At 62.5% G+C, this 17,350-nt stretch carries 16 protein-coding genes; 11 read left to right on the forward strand and 5 right to left on the reverse strand.

The annotated features are described in order from the left end of the window. Positions 1-35 precede the first annotated feature (35 nt). Positions 36-1,247 (forward strand): chromate efflux transporter, encoded by a 1,212-nt coding sequence (gene chrA / locus PARACOCCUSGL_RS0100430; protein ID WP_010391942.1) that lies wholly within the window; start codon positions 36-38, stop codon positions 1,245-1,247. Positions 1,248-1,317: 70 nt separating this feature from the next. Here chrA and PARACOCCUSGL_RS0100435 read toward each other — a convergent pair whose 3' ends face one another. Beyond that, complete coding sequence (locus tag PARACOCCUSGL_RS0100435; RefSeq protein ID WP_010391945.1) at positions 1,318-1,638, reverse strand: DUF6280 family protein; 321 nt, start codon at positions 1,636-1,638, stop codon at positions 1,318-1,320. A gap of 592 nt (positions 1,639-2,230) precedes the next feature. Here PARACOCCUSGL_RS0100435 and PARACOCCUSGL_RS0100440 point away from each other — a divergent pair. The 9 genes from PARACOCCUSGL_RS0100440 (at position 2,231) to PARACOCCUSGL_RS0100480 (ending at position 10,808) form a co-directional block, all read left to right on the forward strand. Further along, entirely contained in the window at positions 2,231-2,536 is a 306-nt protein-coding gene (locus tag PARACOCCUSGL_RS0100440; RefSeq protein ID WP_010391946.1) for a GNAT family N-acetyltransferase, read from the forward strand. A gap of 266 nt (positions 2,537-2,802) precedes the next feature. Continuing rightward, entirely contained in the window at positions 2,803-3,867 is a 1,065-nt protein-coding gene (gene chvE, locus PARACOCCUSGL_RS0100445; protein WP_029371206.1) for a multiple monosaccharide ABC transporter substrate-binding protein, read from the forward strand. Between the two features lie 65 nt (positions 3,868-3,932). Then, complete coding sequence (gene mmsA, locus PARACOCCUSGL_RS0100450; protein ID WP_010391949.1) at positions 3,933-5,507, forward strand: multiple monosaccharide ABC transporter ATP-binding protein; 1,575 nt, start codon at positions 3,933-3,935, stop codon at positions 5,505-5,507. Beyond that, on the forward strand, positions 5,500-6,684 hold the full coding sequence (gene mmsB, locus PARACOCCUSGL_RS0100455) for a multiple monosaccharide ABC transporter permease (RefSeq protein ID WP_010391950.1): 1,185 nt from the start codon (positions 5,500-5,502) through the stop codon (positions 6,682-6,684). Before mmsA ends, mmsB begins: the two co-directional genes overlap by 8 nt. Next, positions 6,681-7,598: a 2-dehydro-3-deoxygalactonokinase gene (locus tag PARACOCCUSGL_RS0100460; protein WP_010391951.1), complete on the forward strand. Its 918-nt coding sequence runs from the start codon at positions 6,681-6,683 to the stop codon at positions 7,596-7,598. Before mmsB ends, PARACOCCUSGL_RS0100460 begins: the two co-directional genes overlap by 4 nt. Beyond that, positions 7,595-8,197 (forward strand): 2-dehydro-3-deoxy-6-phosphogalactonate aldolase, encoded by a 603-nt coding sequence (locus PARACOCCUSGL_RS0100465; RefSeq protein WP_010391952.1) that lies wholly within the window; start codon positions 7,595-7,597, stop codon positions 8,195-8,197. The genes PARACOCCUSGL_RS0100460 and PARACOCCUSGL_RS0100465 overlap by 4 nt, the downstream gene beginning before the upstream one ends. Beyond that, a complete protein-coding gene (locus tag PARACOCCUSGL_RS0100470) occupies positions 8,194-9,036 on the forward strand; it encodes an SMP-30/gluconolactonase/LRE family protein (RefSeq protein WP_010391953.1) in 843 nt (280 codons plus the stop codon). The genes PARACOCCUSGL_RS0100465 and PARACOCCUSGL_RS0100470 overlap by 4 nt, the downstream gene beginning before the upstream one ends. Then, positions 9,036-10,040, forward strand: a complete 1,005-nt coding sequence (locus tag PARACOCCUSGL_RS0100475; RefSeq protein ID WP_010391954.1) for an aldose epimerase family protein — start codon at positions 9,036-9,038, stop codon at positions 10,038-10,040. Before PARACOCCUSGL_RS0100470 ends, PARACOCCUSGL_RS0100475 begins: the two co-directional genes overlap by 1 nt. Before the next feature lie 42 nt (positions 10,041-10,082). After that, positions 10,083-10,808, forward strand: coding sequence for a GntR family transcriptional regulator (locus PARACOCCUSGL_RS0100480; RefSeq protein ID WP_010391955.1), 726 nt, complete (start codon positions 10,083-10,085; stop codon positions 10,806-10,808). A gap of 15 nt (positions 10,809-10,823) precedes the next feature. Here PARACOCCUSGL_RS0100480 and PARACOCCUSGL_RS0100485 read toward each other — a convergent pair whose 3' ends face one another. The 3 genes from PARACOCCUSGL_RS0100485 to PARACOCCUSGL_RS0100495 all read right to left on the reverse strand — a co-directional run bounded on the left by PARACOCCUSGL_RS0100485 (position 10,824) and on the right by PARACOCCUSGL_RS0100495 (position 13,983). Beyond that, positions 10,824-11,666: an ureidoglycolate lyase gene (locus tag PARACOCCUSGL_RS0100485; RefSeq protein ID WP_010391956.1), complete on the reverse strand. Its 843-nt coding sequence runs from the start codon at positions 11,664-11,666 to the stop codon at positions 10,824-10,826. A gap of 42 nt (positions 11,667-11,708) precedes the next feature. Then, positions 11,709-12,446, reverse strand: a complete 738-nt coding sequence (locus PARACOCCUSGL_RS0100490; protein WP_010391958.1) for an SDR family oxidoreductase — start codon at positions 12,444-12,446, stop codon at positions 11,709-11,711. Positions 12,447-12,531: 85 nt separating this feature from the next. Beyond that, entirely contained in the window at positions 12,532-13,983 is a 1,452-nt protein-coding gene (locus PARACOCCUSGL_RS0100495; RefSeq protein WP_010391959.1) for an aldehyde dehydrogenase family protein, read from the reverse strand. 165 nt (positions 13,984-14,148) lie between these two features. On the opposite strand from PARACOCCUSGL_RS0100495, the gene PARACOCCUSGL_RS0100500 reads away from it, so the two are divergent. Beyond that, positions 14,149-14,805: a peroxiredoxin gene (locus tag PARACOCCUSGL_RS0100500; RefSeq protein WP_010391960.1), complete on the forward strand. Its 657-nt coding sequence runs from the start codon at positions 14,149-14,151 to the stop codon at positions 14,803-14,805. 368 nt (positions 14,806-15,173) lie between these two features. Here the strand turns inward: PARACOCCUSGL_RS0100500 and pnp are convergent, their stop codons facing one another. After that, positions 15,174-17,324 (reverse strand): polyribonucleotide nucleotidyltransferase, encoded by a 2,151-nt coding sequence (gene pnp, locus PARACOCCUSGL_RS0100505; RefSeq protein WP_010391961.1) that lies wholly within the window; start codon positions 17,322-17,324, stop codon positions 15,174-15,176. Between the last annotated feature and the right edge of the window lie 26 nt (positions 17,325-17,350).

Here is a 17,350-nt window from a genome sequence, read left to right on the forward strand (position 1 = left end):
GATATAGCCCCTGCCAATCAAAGCGGAGAGGCCGGATGACAGATCAGCCGACAAACATACCGCCCCGGCAGGGAACGCCGGCCGAGGTCTTTGCGGCCTTTCTGAAACTGGGCCTGACCAGTTTTGGCGGCCCGATCGCCCATCTGGGCTATTTCCGCGACGAGCTGGTGACGCGGCGCAAATGGCTGAACGACAGCGCCTATGCCGATCTGGTGGCGCTTTGCCAGTTCCTGCCCGGCCCGGCCTCAAGCCAGGTCGGCTTTGCGCTGGGACTGATGCGCGCGGGCTGGGCAGGTGCGCTGGCAGCATTTGCCGCGTTCACACTGCCCTCGGCGCTGGTGTTGCTGGTCTTTGCCATGACGGCGGCAAGCATTTCTGGCCCGGTCGGAGACGGCGCACTGCACGGGTTAAAGATTGTCGCAGTGGCAATCGTTGCACAGGCTGTCTGGGGCATGGCCCGCAACCTGTGCCCGGATAAAGAACGCGCGGCGATTGCAGCCGTCGCAGTGGCAGTGCTGGCCTTTGTCCCAGGGGCCTTGGGGATGATCGGGGCAATTCTGATTGGCGCAATCCTTGGCCTGGCACTGGGCCGGGGGACAGTGACCAAGGTCCATGGCCCCGCCATCCTGCCTATTTCCCGCAAACTGGCGACCGGGGCGGGGATTGCCTTTCTGGGTCTGCTCACCCTTTTGCCACTGCTTGCGACCCAAGGGCAGGCGCTGGCCGTCATCGACAGCTTTTACCGCGCCGGGGCCCTGGTGTTCGGGGGTGGGCATGTCGTCCTGCCGCTTTTGCAGGCCGAAACGGTTGCTACTGGTTGGGTTACACCAGATCAGTTCCTGGCCGGATATGGCGCGGCGCAAGCGGTGCCGGGGCCGCTTTTTACCTTTGCCGCCTATCTCGGCGCTGTTCTGGGACCTGCGCCGAATGGCCTGACCGGAGCCGTTCTCGCGTTGCTGGCTCTGTTTCTGCCGGGATTTCTGATCCTGATCGCCGCCCTGCCCTTTTGGAACCGCTTTCGATCAATAGCGCAGGCGCAATCGCTGATGCAGGGCGCGAATGCCGCCGTGGTCGGTATCCTGGGCGCGGCCCTTTACACGCCCGTCTTTTCCAGCGCCATCGGGGATCTGCGGGATTTCGCACTGGCCCTGATCTGTTTCGTGCTGCTGACAGCGTGGAAATCGCCGCCATGGGTCGTGGTGATCCTGTCGGTGCCTGGCGGGATCGCCCTGGCGCTGATCCCCTGACCGGGCCCGATCACCCAACGAAAAAGGCCGCCCGCAGGACGGCCCATCGCAGTAGGAATGAAAGGCGCGCTTATGCGGCGTCGGCCTCTTCTGCGGCATGGCGGCGCTCACTTTCCTCGCGCGACAGCGCGACAGAGGTGCGCACACCCTTGGCCACGAATTCCATCAGACCTTTCACCACGCGTTCGTTCGGATCAATTCCGGCGCAGGACAAAACCTCGCGACCGTCGCGCGACCGTGCCCAACGTGCAATTTGTTCAGGCCCGTTGCCGTATTTTTTATCATCGGCGATCGCATCGTCCAGCGCGGCCAGCACAACCGCAGCAAAAAGCTTGCGGGCCCGCTGTCCTTGTTCAAAGTTGAAAGCCGAGCCATCCACGAAATCGCGCATCATCGTTATCCTGTTTTTCTTGCGGTGCCACCGCACCTTGAACAATGCCAAGGCTGCTTAATGGTCTTGCCTCCAGGCGGCGCTGGTCGGCTTAGCCGATCCAGGCCATGATTCGGTATGCCCCCCACCGCATGTCCGCCATGCACACTGTGCAAACCCCGGCGGATGTAAAGAATAGCCGCCAAAAGCAACGGTCTTGCGACAAGCGGAAGTTCGCAGGCCCCCTTGACAACGCTGCAAGCGTGATCGGGTTTCCGAAGGACACGGGGGTGGATATAGGCGTTTACCCCCACGGTTCAAGCCTCGCGAGGCGGAATTCCTGCAAGCTTGTCAAAGCTGTCGCGGAATTATGCGGGCTTGCCCGCCATTAATTGCGCCGTCTGCAAATAACGCGCAACGATATTATCAGCGATTCTTTAGCTTACTGCAATGGTTGCGCATAACAGATATTCCGCCAGTTTTTATTCCGGCTATGGTCAAGCGCAGGTTTGCAAGCCTAGAATTAGCGTAGATTTAGTCAATGACGGGAAATCAGCCGATATGGCAGGATCAGGTTTCCCCGTAATTTTTTATCAAGGACAGGGAAATCAACATGGCGCAACCAACCATCCATGTCGCGCATGAAGATCAAGGAAATTCAGGCCGTTACGTCGTCACCTTGCCCGGGGTCGAGGGCGAGGCCGAGCTGACCTGGCGCAGTGCCGGCCCGGGGATCATCGTGGCCGACCATACCTACGCCCCCGACTCGATGCGCGGCACCGGCGCGGCTTCAGCGATGGTTCAGCGGCTGATCGCTGATGCCCGTGAGCGTGGCCTGCGCATCATCCCGGCCTGTTCCTATGTCCGTGCCCAGTTCAGGCGCCATCCCGAATGGTCCGACCTTCAGGCAGAGGTCTGACCGCGATTGACGCGCCGTCACATTGTACGCTTTGCTATGTTAGCGCAAACAAACATATCAGTACCGGTATGTAAACTCAATTTCTGAATAATTGACGGACATGTCGTCCATGTCTAGCTTCGCGGGGAGGCAGGTGGCCTGGCCACCGCCGCGTCGCGGATGCGTCCCGAAAGGACCGCCCTGCACCCGCGCAGAAAGGGGAAGGCACGGGCTGGACCCCGGCTGTGGAGGCAGCCGCCACCCGGGCAAATGGAGTGGGAGGAATGATGGTGAACCTCAGGAAATACGCCCTGGCGCTGGCCTCGGCGGCAGCACTTTCGCTGCCCGGCATTGCTGTGGCCGAAGGCATGGTCGGGATCTCGATGCCGACCAAGACCTCGGCGCGCTGGATCGACGACGGCAACAATATGGTCAAGCAGTTCCAGGATGCGGGCTACCAGACCGACCTGCAATATGCTGACGACGATATCCCGAACCAGCTTGCGCAGATCGAGAATATGATCACCAAGGGCGTGAACGTTCTGGTGATCGCGGCGATCGACGGCACCACGCTGTCGAACGCACTGGCCAATGCCAAAGCCGCCGATATCAAGGTCATCGCCTATGACCGGCTGATCCGCGACACGCCCGACATCGACTATTACGCGACATTCGACAACTTCAAGGTCGGGGTCGAGCAGGCGACCACTCTGGTAGACGGCCTCAAGGAACGTTTCCCGGAGGTGAAGCCGTGGAACGTCGAGCTGTTTGGCGGCAGCCCGGACGACAACAACGCCTATTTCTTTTATGACGGCGCGATGTCGGTCATCCAGCCGCTGATTGATGACGGTTCGATCGTGATCCCTTCGGGACAGATGGGCATGGACAAGGTTGGCACCCTGCGCTGGGACCCCGCCACCGCTCAGGCGCGCATGGATAACATCCTGTCCGCAAACTATACCGACAAACAGGTGCATGGTGTCCTGTCTCCCTATGACGGGCTGTCCATCGGTATCCTCAGCTCGCTCAAAGGGGTCGGCTATGGCTCGGGCGACCTGAAAATGCCCATCGTCTCGGGTCAGGATGCAGAAATCCAGTCGGTCAAGTCGATCAAGTCGGGCGAGCAGTATTCGACCATCTTCAAAGACACGCGCGAACTGGCCAAAGTCACCGTCAGCATGGTCGATGCCATGATGAAGGGCGAAGAGCCCAAGGTGAACGACACCGAAAGCTATGACAACGGCGTCAAGACCGTGCCTTCTTACCTGCTGGAGCCGGTGGCCGTGACCGGAAAGAACCTCGAAGAGGCGCTGATCGGTTCAGGCTATTACACCGAAGACCAGCTGAAGTGACACCAACCGGCGCTGTCGCGGACCCTCTCGCGGCGGCGCCTTCGGCGTGACCGCAAGGGGTGGCCATGGACGCTATTCTGGAAATGCGGGGAATCACCAAGGAATTCCCTGGTGTAAAAGCCCTCGACAATGTGAACATGACCATCCGGCGCGGAGAGATCCGTGCTTTGGTGGGCGAGAACGGTGCCGGAAAATCGACGCTGATGAAGGTGCTGTCGGGCGTCTATGCGCATGGCAGTTATCAGGGCGATATCCTTTATAACGGCAAGCCGATGGCCTTTCGCTCGATCAGGGACAGCGAAGAGCAAGGCATCGTCATCATCCATCAGGAACTGGCGCTGGTGCCGCAGATGTCGATCGCCGAAAACATCTTTCTTGGCAACGAGATCGCAAGACATGGCGTCATCGACCGGCGCGAGACCAACCGCCGCACGGCCGAGCTTTTGGCCCAGGTCGGGCTGCGAGAAAGCCCCGAGACCAAGGTCGGCACGCTGGGCATGGGCAAGCAGCAACTGATCGAGATTGCCAAGGCCCTGTCGAAAAAAGTCGATCTTCTGATCCTTGATGAGCCGACCTCATCGCTGAACGAACATGACTCGGACGCGCTGTTGCGGCTGCTTGAGCGGTTCCGCGAACAGGGGATGACCGCGATCCTGATTTCGCACAAGCTGAACGAGATCAGTCAGGTCTGCGACAGTATCACCGTGCTGCGCGACGGCGCGACGGTCGCACATCACGACGGTATGGTCGATGAATCCGCCATCATTCGCGATATGGTCGGTCGCTCGATGAATGACCGCTATCCGCCGCGCCAGCCTCAGATCGGCAAGGTGGTGATGCAGGTGCGCGACTGGACCGTTGCAGATCCCGCGCGCGATGGCCGTTTGCTGGTCAAAGAGGCCAGCTTTGAACTGCGGCGCGGCGAGGTGCTGGGCATCGCCGGACTGATGGGCGCTGGCCGGACCGAACTGGCGATGAGCATTTTTGGCCGCTCGATGGGCGAGTTCAGATCCGGATCGGTCGCGCTGCACGGTAAGCCCGTCGATCTGTCCACGGTGCCCGCGGCGATCAGGGCCGGCCTTGCCTATGTGACCGAGGACCGAAAATCGCTGGGCCTCGTGCTTGAGGACACGATCCGCCGCAATATTCCGCTGGCGAATTTGCCCGGTATCTCGCGCCAGGGGGTGGTGGACCGTCAGCGCGAAGGTGCGGTCGCGCGCGACTTTCGCCAGCGCATCAACATCCGCTCGCCCTCGGTCGAGCAAAGGACCGTCAACCTCTCGGGCGGGAACCAGCAAAAGGTAGTGCTGGCGAAATGGCTTTTCGCCGGGCCCGAGATCCTGATCCTTGACGAGCCGACGCGCGGCATCGACGTAGGCGCGAAATACGAGATCTATACGATCATCCGCGACCTCGCCGCCGCTGGAAAGTCGATCATCGTCATCTCGTCAGAAATGCCCGAGCTTTTGGGCATCACCGACCGTATCCTGATCATGAACGAGGGCCGTCTGGTCGGAGAGATGCCGACCGCAGAGGCCACGCAGGAACGTATCATGCAGGTCATCATCAGGTCGGGCCAGGACCTGACCGACGAAAACGTTACCCCCGAGCAAATCGAGGCAGAGGCCGCACATGTCTGACACGACCACTGAACGCTCCGGCGATACGTTCGGCTTCATCCGCCGCAACATCCGCGAATATGGCATCCTGTTCGCGCTGATCATCATTATGGCCTTTTTCCAGGTGGTCACCGGCGGCATCCTGTTCCGGCCGGTCAACCTGACCAACCTGTTCCTGCAAAACAGCCACATCGTCATCATGGCGGTAGGCATGTTGCTGATCATCGTCGCGGGCCATATCGACCTGTCGGTCGGTTCGGTCGCGGCCTTTGTGGGGGCACTGGCGGCGCTGATGGTGGTACGGCTGGGACTGCCCATTCCGGTCGTGGTTGTCCTTAGCCTTGCCGCAGGCGCAGTTATCGGCGGCATTCAGGGCTATTGGATCGCCTATTGGAAAATCCCCAGCTTTATCGTCACGCTGGCGGGTATGCTGATTTTCCGCGGGCTGACCATGTGGATCCTGCAGGGCCAGAATATCGGCCCCTTTCCGCGTGGCTTTCAGATGATCGCCTCGGGCTTCATCCCGGATATCTTTGGCCCCGACAAACAGCACACCCTGTCGTTGCTGCTTGGCTGGGGGGCGGCGGCATTGATCCTGTGGCTACAGATCCGGGCCCGCCGCCGCGAAGAGGCCGTCGGTATCGCGGATGAACCCTTTGCCTTCTTTGCCGCCAAGAACACGCTGATCTTTCTGGCACTGGTGTGGATCAGCTGGGTGCTGGCGAATTTCCGCGGTCTGCCCAACGTCTTTATCGTCATGGCGGTGCTGGTCGCGCTTTACGCCTTTATCTCTGAGCGCACGACGCTGGGGCGGCGCATCTATGCGATCGGCGGCAACGCCAAGGCGGCCAAGCTTTCGGGCATCAACTCGGAACGTGTGGTATTCCTGACCTTTATGAACATGGGGATGCTGGCGGCGCTGGCAGGGATCGTAGTCTCGGCCCGGCTGAACTCGGCCACGCCAAAGGCCGGGGTCGGGTTCGAACTTGACGTGATCGCGGCGGTCTTTATCGGCGGCGCCTCGATGGCAGGCGGCGTCGGCACGGTGATCGGCGCAGTGGTCGGAGCCTTTATCATGGGCGTGATGAACAACGGCATGTCGATCCTGGGTATCGGCATCGACTATCAGCAGGTCATCAAGGGGCTGGTGCTGATGGCCGCCGTGATCTTCGACGTCTCGAACAAGAGCAAGACGTGACCCCGGACTGGATCGCTGTCGACTGGATCGCTGTCGACTGGGGCACCACCCGGCTGCGGACCTGGGCCATGCGCGGGACCCAAGCGGTCGAGGCACGGGCCTCGGACAGGGGGATGGGTGCACTTAGCCCCGCAGGGTTCGAGCCGGCCTTGCTTGATCTTGTCAGCGACTGGCTGCCCGCCTCGGGTCGGATACGGGTCATCGCCTGCGGCATGGTCGGCGCGCGGGGCGGTTGGACCGAAGCCGCCTACCGCGCCATCCCCTGCCCCCCGCTTGACCCTTTGCAAGCCATTCACGCCCCCGCTATTGATCCACGGCTGGATGTCCGCATCCTGCCCGGCCTGTCACAGAACGATCCGCCCGATGTCATGCGCGGCGAAGAAACCCAGATCGCAGGCTTTCTGGCTGAAAACCCGGATTTTGACGGCACGCTTTGTCTGCCCGGCACCCATTGCAAATGGGTCCGGCTGGCGCGCGGGCGTGTCGTTGGTTTCCGCACCTTCCTGACCGGAGAGCTGTTCTCTCTGCTCGCCGGCCAATCGGTACTGCGGCTGACGATCGGGACGGCAAAGCCCGACGCCACGGCCTTTGCCAGGGCCGGCGCGTTGGCGCTGGCTGACCCCCATGCCGCGAACGCGCAGCTTTTCACGCTGCGCGCCGCCGCGCTGTTGCAGGGGCTTACGCCGGAACAGGCGGCGGGGCGGCTGTCAGGCCTGCTGATCGGCGCCGAACTCGCCGCAGCGCGCGACCTCTGGCAAGGTAACTCAACCGTGATAATTGGCACAGCAGGGTTGGCACAACTTTACGAAGATCTGCTGCTGGCAGCGGGCGCAAAGGCGTGCCAAAAGGATGGCGCGGCCCTTGTCCTTGCCGGTCTTGTCGCCGCCAGCTTAGCGTTGCCGGAGAACACATGAACCAGCCTATAATTGCCATCCTGCGCGGGTTGACCCCCGCGGAGGCCCTACCCATTGGTCGCGCTCTGGTTGAAGCGGGGATCGACTGTATCGAGGTGCCCCTGAACTCACCCCAGCCGCTCGACAGCATCCGATTGATGGCGGCGGCGCTGGCAGGGCAGGCAACAATCGGGGCGGGCACCGTTCTGACAGTCGCACAAGTGGCCCAAGTCGCCGATGCCGGCGGGCGGATGATCGTTTCGCCCAATACCGACCCGGCGGTTATCCGCGAGGCGCGCTCGCGCAGGATGCAAGCCTGGCCCGGCGTTTATACCGCCACCGAATGCTTTGCCGCCATCGCTGCCGGGGCGACCGGGCTGAAACTGTTCCCCGCCGATCAGGCCGGAACCGGAACGCTGAAGGCGCTGCGGCAGGTGCTGCCCAGCGAGGTCGCAGTCTATGCCGTGGGCGGCGTCGGCCCTGATAATTTCGCCGAGTGGCGCGCGGCGGGGGCGCAGGGCTTTGGCATCGGCAGCGCCCTTTATCGCCCCGGCGACACCCCCGAAACAGTCGCAGCAAGGGCACGAGAGGTAGTGGCGGCACTACAGGCCCTGACATGAGTGCGCAGGTCTTTGACCCTCGCATCTGTGAATTGGGCGAAGGCGCATTCTGGCACCCCGAACGCGGCCAGCCTTTCTGGTTCGACATCCTTGGCCGGCGACTGCTGTCGCGTCAGGACGGGGCCGAACTGGAATGGCGCTTTGACGAAATGGTCTCGGCCGCAGGGTGGATCGGCCGCGACCAGTTGCTGATCGCAAGCGAAAGCGCGCTGATCCGGTTTGACCTGCGCAATGGCCAGCAAAAGCGGCTGATCGCGCTTGAGGCCGACCGGCCCGGCAACCGTTCGAACGACGGGCGCGCCGATCCCTTCGGCGGATTTTGGATCAGCACGATGGCGCGGAACGCTCAGGCTGGCCAGGGCGCAATTTATCGCTATCTTGACGGAGAGTTGCGCCTTTTGCGGGGAAACATGTCGATTCCGAATGCGATCTGCTTTTCTCCTGATGGCCGACTGGCCTATTTCGCCGACACCGCCGCCCAGGTCGTCTGGTCGCAAGACCTTGATGAGCAGGGCTGGCCCTTGGCCGAGGCACGGGTCTTTCTGGACCTGAGCGGCACCGATCAATTCCCGGACGGGGCCGTGACCGACGATCAGGGCCGGTTCTGGAATGCGCGCTGGGGCAGCGGCACGGTCGCCTGCCACGCGCCCGACGGACGGTTGCTGAAACAGCTGGCCCTGCCCGCCGTCCAGCCAAGCTGCCCGGTCTTTGCCGGACCCGACCTGACACGGCTGATCGTCACCAGCGCCGCCGAAGGCCGGCACGGCCCCGATGACGGTCGCACCTGGCTGTTGGCCCCCAACGCACGGGGGCGGGCCGAACCACGGGTCCACGCGTGATGGCCAGCGAATTCGGCACTCTGCCCGATGGGCAAAGGGTCATGCAGGTCACAATCTCGGGGCACGGGCTAAGGGCTTCGATCATCACGCTTGGGGCTTCGCTTCAGGAACTGCGGCTCGACGGGATCGGGCATTCTCTGGTGCTGGGCTTTCCCCGGCTTGAACCCTATCTTGACGAAGGGCGCTATTTCGGGGCCGTGGTCGGGCGCTATGCCAACCGCATCGCCCATGGCCGGGCCGTCCTTGACGGGCAAAAGCTGCAGCTTGACCGCAATCAGGACGGTCGCCACATGCTGCACGGCGGCCATGACGGCTGCGGCACCCGCAACTGGATACTTGCCGACTGGGACAAAAGCTCGGTTGCGATGGCCGATCACCTGCCTGCCGGCCACATGGGCTTTCCGGGGGCGATGCTGATTCGGGCGACCTGGTCGATCCTGCCCGGACCGGTCCTGATGCTGACCATTCTGGCCACATCGGACGACACGACCTTTTGCAACTTTGCCCAGCACAGTTATTTCAACCTCGACGGCTCGGATACGATTGCCGATCACCGCCTGTCCGTGCCCGCTGCGACCTATCTGCCGGTGGATGATGACCTGATTCCCCTTGGTGCGCCCGCACCTGTTCAGGGCACCCATCTGGATTTCCAGAACCCCACCCGTCTGGGGGAAAGGCTGGGCGGGCCGCGTATCGACCACAATCTTTGCCTGTCGGACCAGCGCCATGTCCTGCCGCGCAAGGTCGCAACCCTGCAGGCAGGTGGGCTGAGTATGGACCTTAGCTCGACTGAACCGGGCCTGCAGGTCTATACCGCTGAACATCTGTCCCCCGGGGCGCCGGGCCACGGCGGCAGGCCCTATGACCGTCATGCCGGGGTCGCGCTGGAATCGCAGATATGGCCTGACGCACCGAACCACGCCGATTATCCCTCGGCGCGGTTAGAGCCGGGGCGGCTTTACCGCCAAACCACGGTCATGAGCTTTCGTGGCAGGGTAGCTTGACCTTACATCAACCAAGCCCCTAATGCGGGACAGGGAGGAGCCATGGACCCTGCACCGATTATAAACGCCTATTCCGAGCCTTTCGTGCAGGCGCCCTTTGCGGTGCAGCTACAGATCCGGCTGCGGAAACGCATCATTCGCGGCGAACTGCCGCCCGGGACGCGCCTGTCCGAACAGGAAATCGCCGATCAATACGAGCTTTCCCGCCAGCCGGTGCGAGAAGCCTTCATCCGCCTTGCCGGAGAGGGCCTGCTTGAGATCCGCCCCCAGCGCGGCACCTTTGTCACCCGCATTGATATGGAATGGGTGCTCTGTACTCGCTTTATTCGCGAATCGCTGGAATCCGACATTGTGCGGCTGGCGGCGACCCGCGCCCAGCCGCAGGACCACGAGGCGCTTTTCGCCCAGATCGCGCGGCACGAGGCCGAAACCGACCCCGCCAACCTCGCCCAGCTTGACGAAGAGTTTCACGCCATGCTGGCCCGGATCTCGGGCAAGGTGATGGTCTGGAACCATCTGCAACAGCTCAAGGTGCATCTGGACCGTGCCCGCCACCTGCTGGCGGCGATGACGCCCAAGGACGATATGCTGGCCCAGCACCGGGAGATCGCCCAGGCCATCGCCGCCCAGGACCCCGACCGGGCCGAGGCCGCGATCCGCGACCACCTGCGCCGGGTACTGATGGAGCTGCCGGGCGTGCTGCGCCTGTCTCCGAACTATTTCACCAAAACCGACACGCTGGCCGAAACCCTCGCCGCTGAAAGCTGAGCCGCGCCCGGCCTGTCACGAGCGCCGTACCCTCTGGGACTGTTCGCCAAGGCCTGAAATACCAAGCCGCATCACCTCGCCGCCGCGCAGAAAGACCGGGGGTTTCGCGCCCATGCCCACACCCGGGGGCGTGCCGGTCGTGATCACATCCCCCGGCATCAGCGTCATCAGCCGCGAGCAATAGGCAACAATCTCGGCCACGCCAAAGATCATCGTCGCGGTCGAGCCATGCTGGCGACGCACCCCGTCCACCTCAAGCCACAGGTCCAGCGCCTGCGGATCGGGGATCTCGTCCCGGGTGACAAGCCACGGGCCGATGGGGCCAAAGGTGTCAAAACCCTTGCCCTTGTCCCAGGTGCCGCCGCGTTCGGCCTGCCATTCGCGCTCACTCACGTCATTGACGACGCAATAACCCGCGACATGTTCCAGCGCCATCGCCTCGGACACCTGACTTGCGCGCGCGCCGATGACGACGCCCAGCTCGACCTCCCAATCGGTCTTTTGCGCGCCGGGCGGAATGATCACATCATCATCCGGGCCAATGATGCAGCTGGTCCATTTGTTGAACACCACCGGTTCGGCCGGGACTGGCAAACCGGCCTCGGCCGCGTGATCGGCATAGTTCAGCCCGATAGCCACGAATTTCGGCACATGGCCGACGCAGGGCCCAAGGCGCGGCTGACCCGACACGATGGGCAGCGCATCAAGATCCAGCGCCGCTAACTGCGCCAGCCCATCGGGGCCCAGCACCTCGCCCGAGATATCGGCGATATGGGCCGAAAGGTCGCGAATACGCCCCTCGGCATCCAGAAGCCCCGGTTTTTCCTGACCCGCCGGGCCATAGCGCAGCAGTTTCATCGCTGATCCTTTCGCTTGTTCGCCTATGGCTCGGGCGGCGTATCAACCGCGCCCGACAAAGGGCATGTTGGTCGCCATGACAGTCATATGCAGGACATTTGCGCCCTCGGGCAGGTTCGCCATATGAAACACCGCCTCAGAGACATTCGCCGCGTCCATCACCGGTTCGGGCCGGATCGAGCCATCGGCCTGGGGCGCACCCTGCGTCGCCACACCCGTAATCATCTCGGTCGCGGCATTGCCGGCGTCAATCTGACCGCAGGCGATGTTAAAGGGCCGCCCATCCAGCGCCAGCGTCCGCGTCAGCCCCGTCACCGCATGTTTGGAAACCGTATAGGGAACCGAACCGGGGCGCGGCGCCTCGGAAGCGATCGAGCCGTTGTTGATGATCCGCCCGCCCATCGGGTCCTGCCGCCGCATCTGGCGAAAGGCTGCACGGGCACACAGGAACATACCGTCGATATTGACCCGCGCAACGCCCTGCCAGTCCTGCCAGGAAATTTCGTCGATCAGGCGCGAAATCAGGATCGCGCCTGCATTGTTGAACAGAACATCCAGTCGCCCCCATTCGGCCACCGCACGGGCAAAGGCGGCATCGACCGCCGCCTCATCCGTCACGTCGCAGGGCAGAATCAGCGCATCAGGATGGCCATCCGCCGTCTCGGCCAAAGCCGACTCGCGTCGGCCGATCAGCCCGACCTTCCAACCCCCATCAAGAAACCGTCGGGCGGTAAGCCGACCAATGCCGCTGCCACCGCCGGTAATCAGGATCGTTTTCATCGCATGCCCCCCTTTTCCCGTCGTGGGCGGATGCTAGCGACAACATCCGCCCAGGAAAAGGGCCGCTCGGGCAAAGGCGCGGGAATCAGGCCTCGGGGTCCCAGCCGCTGATCTGCTTGCTGTCCATGAACTCTTCGAGCCCCCAGACACCACCCTCACGCGCCCGGCCCGAAGCCTTGACCCCGCCAAAGGCCGCGCCACGCCCGCGCGACTGGCCATTCATTTCGACCATGCCGGCACGCAGCTGGCGTGCCAGTCGGTTGCGACGGGCACCATCCTGCGTCTGAACATAGTTCGTCAGCCCATAGATCGTGTCATTGGCGATTTCGACCGCCTCTTCTTCGCTGTCAAATGGGATGATCGACAGCACCGGACCAAATATCTCTTGCCGCGCGATGGTCATCTCATTGGTCACATCGGCAAAGACGGTCGGCCGGACGAAATAGCCGCGATTGACGCCCTCGGGCAGGCCGGGACCACCGGCGACCAGACGCGCGCCCTCGTCGATGCCCTGCTGGATCAGACCCTGAATCTTGTCCCATTGCTGCTTGCTGACCACCGGACCGATGTGACGGCCGGGCTGATGGGCGCTGGCGACCTGGGTTTCCTCGGCAACCTTACGGGCCTGCTCGACCGCGGTTTCGTAGAACGAACGCTCGACCAGCATCCGCGTCGGCGCGTTGCAGGACTGGCCACTGTTGTAAAAGCAATGCCGGGCCCCGCGCACCACCGCCTTTTCGTCGGCATCGGCAAAGATCAGGTTCGCACCCTTGCCGCCCAGTTCCAGCGCCACTTTCTTCAGCGTGTCGGCAGCAGCCTTGGTGATCGCAATCCCGGCGCGGGTCGAGCCGGTAAAGCTGATCATATCCACATCAGGATGGGTGGAAAGCTGGGTCCCTACCCCCAAGCCGTCCCCGTTCACCATGTTATACACACCCGCAGGCAACCCGGCCTCATCCACGATTTCGGTAAAGACGACCGAGGAAAGCGGCGCGATCTCGCTGGGCTTCAGCACAACGGTATCGCCCGCAAGCAACGCCGGGATCACCTTCAGCGTCACCTGGTTCATCGGCCAGTTCCACGGCGTGATCAGCCCGACAACGCCAACCGGCTCCCACGCGACCATGCTGTTTGGGGCATGCGGACCCAGCGGGCGGATGAATTCAAAGTTGCGGAACGCCTCGATGAAGGTCTCGATATGATAGCTGCCGGCTGCGGTCTGGTCGTTCAACGACATGTCCTGCGGCGCGCCCATCTCGGCGGTGATCGCGGCGGCCATATCAGAGGCGCGGCGCTTGTAGATCTCCAGAATCCGTTCGACATAGGCCAGCCGTTCGGCCGGAGACGTCCGGGACCAGCCCGGGAAAGCCGCCTTGGCCGCCGCAACCGCCGCATCGGTATCCGCCTGATCGCCAAGGCTGATGACCGCCACCGGCTCTTCGGTCGAGGGGTCGATCACCTCAAGATCGCGCGGCTGGCTGGGCGCAACCCAGGCGCCGTTGATGTAAAATTTCCGCTTGTCGGCAAGTCCGCTCATGAGAGCCTCCCTTGATCTGCGATTGGCCAGCAGACTGGCACCCGGACAGCCGGGCTGCAAGCCACAGCAGCCGCCCCGATTTTTATCACGACTTGAAAGATCGTGTTGGACAATCCGATACGCATGACTATCTTGACGCGGGAGAGCCAACCGAAAGGACCTGCAATGTCCCTGCGCATCAACGATATCGCCCCCGATTTCACTGCCAACTCGACCGAGGGGCAGATCAGCTTCCACGACTGGATCGGCGACAGTTACGCGATCCTGTTCTCGCATCCGCGGGACTTTACCCCGGTCTGCACCACGGAATTCGGTGCCGTGGCGCAACTGGTCCCCGAGTTCGAAAAGCGCAGCACCAAGGTGCTGGGCGTCTCGGTCGATTCGGTCGAGGATCACGGGAAATGGAAGGCCGACATTGAAAAAGTCGCTGGCGTTCCGGCCAATTTCGCCATCATCGACGACACCGATCTGACGGTCGCCAAGGCCTATGACATGCTGCCCGCCGACTATTACCTGCCGAACGAAGGCCGCACGCCCCAACACTCGGCCACCGTGCGGACGGTGTTCATCATCGGGCCGGACAAAAAGGTGCGCCTGACCATGACCTATCCGATGTCGGTCGGCCGCAACTTTGCCGAAATCCTGCGCGCGCTTGACGCGGTGCGGAAAACCGACGGCGTTCCGCTGGCAACCCCGGCAAACTGGGTCCCGGGCCAGGATGTGATCGTGGCGCTGGCGCTGGACGACGCCGCCGCCGAGGCGCGCTATGGCCAGCTTGACAAAAAGCTGCCTTACCTGCGTTTTGCCAAGGACCCGGCGTAACTCCGGGCCGGGTGGGGCCTTTCGCCCCGCCTGGATTGTTCAGTCCGGACATCTGGCGGACGGTTCTGGATGAATCGTTCCGGCTCTGATGTCCGGATCTTGCAGATGTATTGACCGTCGAGGGTCTTGAGCCTGCGGGCAAGGCCGCCAGTCACTGTATGGCCGCTTGGAGGGCGAGCGTGGTCGTGGCGCTTCCACAACGAACTCGCCTATAAGGCATCCTTCCATTCCAAAGAATGGATCGCACCATCAAACCGGGGAAACAAACAGCTGACCCGACCGCCCTGGCGGACAATAACCTCGCCGAAAAAGCAACAGCCCGCCCGCAAACCTGCGGACGGGCCGATATGCACTAAGAAAAAGAAAGATCAGCCTTCGGCGTCTTCTTTTTCTTTTTTCTCGGGCTGGATCTCTTCGCCCGTCTCTTGGTCGACCATTTTCATGCCAAGGCGAACCTTGCCACGGTCATCAAAGCCCAGCAGCTTGACCTTGACCTCCTGGCCTTCCTTAAGCACCTCATTGGGGTGGTTCAGGCGCTTGTTGGCGATCTGGCTGACATGGACCAGGCCGTCACGCTTGCCAAAGAAGTTCACGAAGGCACCAAAGTCGACCAGCTTGACCACCTTACCGGTGTAGATCTTGCCTTCCTCGGGCTCGGCCACGATCGAATAGATCATCTCATGCGCCTTGCGGATCGCATCGGCGTTGGACGAGGCGATCTTGATGGTGCCATCGTCGTTGATGTCCACCTTGGCGCCCGAAGTCTCGACGATCTCGCGGATGACCTTGCCACCCGAGCCGATAACTTCGCGGATCTTGTCGACCGGAATGGTCATGGTTTCGATACGCGGAGCATGGGCGCTGAATTCGCGACGGCCCTCGGACAAAGCTTTCGACATTTCGCCCAGGATGTGCATCCGGCCGTCCCTGGCCTGAGCCAGGGCCTGCTCCATGATCTCGGGGGTGATGCCCGCGACCTTGATGTCCATCTGCAGGCTGGTGATGCCGTTTTCCGTCCCGGCAACTTTGAAGTCCATGTCGCCCAGATGGTCCTCGTCACCCAGAATGTCGGTCAGGACTGCCCAGCGGCCATCCTCTTCGAGGATCAGACCCATGGCGACACCGGCAACCGGAGCCTTCAGCGGCACACCCGCATCCATCATCGACAGCGAGCCACCGCAGACCGAAGCCATCGAGGACGAGCCGTTCGATTCGGTGATCTCGCTGACCACGCGGATGGTGTAGGGGAAGTCGGTCGGCGCAGGCAGAACCGCCTGCAGCGCGCGCCATGCCAGCTTGCCGTGACCGATCTCACGACGGCCCGGCGAACCCACACGGCCAACCTCGCCGACCGAATAGGGCGGGAAGTTGTAATGCAGCAGGAAGTTGCTGCGGAAGTTACCGTGCAGCGCGTCGATGATCTGTTCGTCATCGCCGGTGCCCAGGGTGGTCACGACCAGCGCCTGCGTCTCGCCGCGGGTGAACAGAGACGAACCATGGGTACGCGGCAGGAAGCCGACTTCCACGTCGATCGGACGCACGGTGCGGTTGTCGCGGCCGTCGATCCGCGGGCGGCCATCAATGATGCCCCCACGCAGGATGCCCGATTCCAGCTTTTTCAGCGCCGAACCCAGGTTCGGGTCAAGCTGCTCTTCCTCGCTCAGACCTTCGAGGATCTTTGCCTTGGTTGCCTCGATGGCGTCGCGGCGCTGACCCTTGTCCTGAATTGCATAGGCGGCGCGCATATCGGCCTCGCCCAGCGATTTCACGCGGTCATACAGGGCCGAGTAGTTCGGCGCCTGGAACTCAAAGGGTTCTTTGGCGGCTTCTTCGGCCAGCGAGATGATCAGGTCGATCACCGGCTGCATGGCCTCGTGGCCGAACTTGACCGCGCCCAGCATCTCGGCCTCGGTCAGCTCATAGGCCTCGGATTCGACCATCATCACCGCGTCGCGGGTACCGGCGACGACCAGATCAAGGCGCTGCTCGGGGTTGCCGCGCAGGTTTTCCATATCGGCAACTTCGGGGTTCAGCACATATTCGCCGTTCGCAAAGCCAACGCGCGCCGCGCCGATCGGCCCCATGAAGGGCACGCCCGAGATGGTCAGGGCAGCCGAGGCAGCAATCATGGCGACGATATCGGGATCGTTGACCAGATCGTGGCTGAGCACGGTGCACATCACCAGCACTTCGTTCTTGAAGCCGGGGACGAACAGCGGGCGGATCGGACGGTCGATCAGGCGCGCGGTCAGCGTCTCACGCTCGCTCGGGCGTGCTTCGCGCTTGAAGAAACCGCCGGGGATCTTGCCGGCGGCATAGTATTTTTCCTGATAATGCACCGTCAGGGGAAAGAAATCCTGACCGGGCTTGGGTTCCTTGGCGAAAGTGACGTTGGCCATCACGCTGGTTTCGCCCAGAGTGGCAATCACCGAGCCGTCGGCCTGACGGGCAACCTTGCCCGTTTCCAGCGTAAGCGTTTCATTGCCCCACTGGATCGATTTCTTCACTTCATCAAACATTCGGTTTCCTCTGGCGACGCGCCGGC

Source organism: Paracoccus sp. TRP (assembly GCF_000185925.1).
Classification (GTDB): domain Bacteria; phylum Pseudomonadota; class Alphaproteobacteria; order Rhodobacterales; family Rhodobacteraceae; genus Paracoccus; species Paracoccus kondratievae.

What these genes read in the sequence shown, in the direction of transcription:
- chrA (WP_010391942.1), top strand. Translation starts at nt 36, where the DNA reads ATGACAGATCAGCCGACAAACATACCGCCCCGGCAGGGAACGCCGGCC.
- PARACOCCUSGL_RS0100435 (WP_010391945.1), bottom strand. Translation starts at nt 1,638, where the DNA reads ATGCGCGATTTCGTGGATGGCTCGGCTTTCAACTTTGAACAAGGACAG.
- PARACOCCUSGL_RS0100440 (WP_010391946.1), top strand. Translation starts at nt 2,231, where the DNA reads ATGGCGCAACCAACCATCCATGTCGCGCATGAAGATCAAGGAAATTCA.
- chvE (WP_029371206.1), top strand. Translation starts at nt 2,803, where the DNA reads ATGGTGAACCTCAGGAAATACGCCCTGGCGCTGGCCTCGGCGGCAGCA.
- mmsA (WP_010391949.1), top strand. Translation starts at nt 3,933, where the DNA reads ATGGACGCTATTCTGGAAATGCGGGGAATCACCAAGGAATTCCCTGGT.
- mmsB (WP_010391950.1), top strand. Translation starts at nt 5,500, where the DNA reads ATGTCTGACACGACCACTGAACGCTCCGGCGATACGTTCGGCTTCATC.
- PARACOCCUSGL_RS0100465 (WP_010391952.1), top strand. Translation starts at nt 7,595, where the DNA reads ATGAACCAGCCTATAATTGCCATCCTGCGCGGGTTGACCCCCGCGGAG.
- PARACOCCUSGL_RS0100470 (WP_010391953.1), top strand. Translation starts at nt 8,194, where the DNA reads ATGAGTGCGCAGGTCTTTGACCCTCGCATCTGTGAATTGGGCGAAGGC.
- PARACOCCUSGL_RS0100475 (WP_010391954.1), top strand. Translation starts at nt 9,036, where the DNA reads ATGGCCAGCGAATTCGGCACTCTGCCCGATGGGCAAAGGGTCATGCAG.
- PARACOCCUSGL_RS0100480 (WP_010391955.1), top strand. Translation starts at nt 10,083, where the DNA reads ATGGACCCTGCACCGATTATAAACGCCTATTCCGAGCCTTTCGTGCAG.
- PARACOCCUSGL_RS0100485 (WP_010391956.1), bottom strand. Translation starts at nt 11,666, where the DNA reads ATGAAACTGCTGCGCTATGGCCCGGCGGGTCAGGAAAAACCGGGGCTT.
- PARACOCCUSGL_RS0100490 (WP_010391958.1), bottom strand. Translation starts at nt 12,446, where the DNA reads ATGAAAACGATCCTGATTACCGGCGGTGGCAGCGGCATTGGTCGGCTT.
- PARACOCCUSGL_RS0100495 (WP_010391959.1), bottom strand. Translation starts at nt 13,983, where the DNA reads ATGAGCGGACTTGCCGACAAGCGGAAATTTTACATCAACGGCGCCTGG.
- PARACOCCUSGL_RS0100500 (WP_010391960.1), top strand. Translation starts at nt 14,149, where the DNA reads ATGTCCCTGCGCATCAACGATATCGCCCCCGATTTCACTGCCAACTCG.
- pnp (WP_010391961.1), bottom strand. Translation starts at nt 17,324, where the DNA reads ATGTTTGATGAAGTGAAGAAATCGATCCAGTGGGGCAATGAAACGCTT.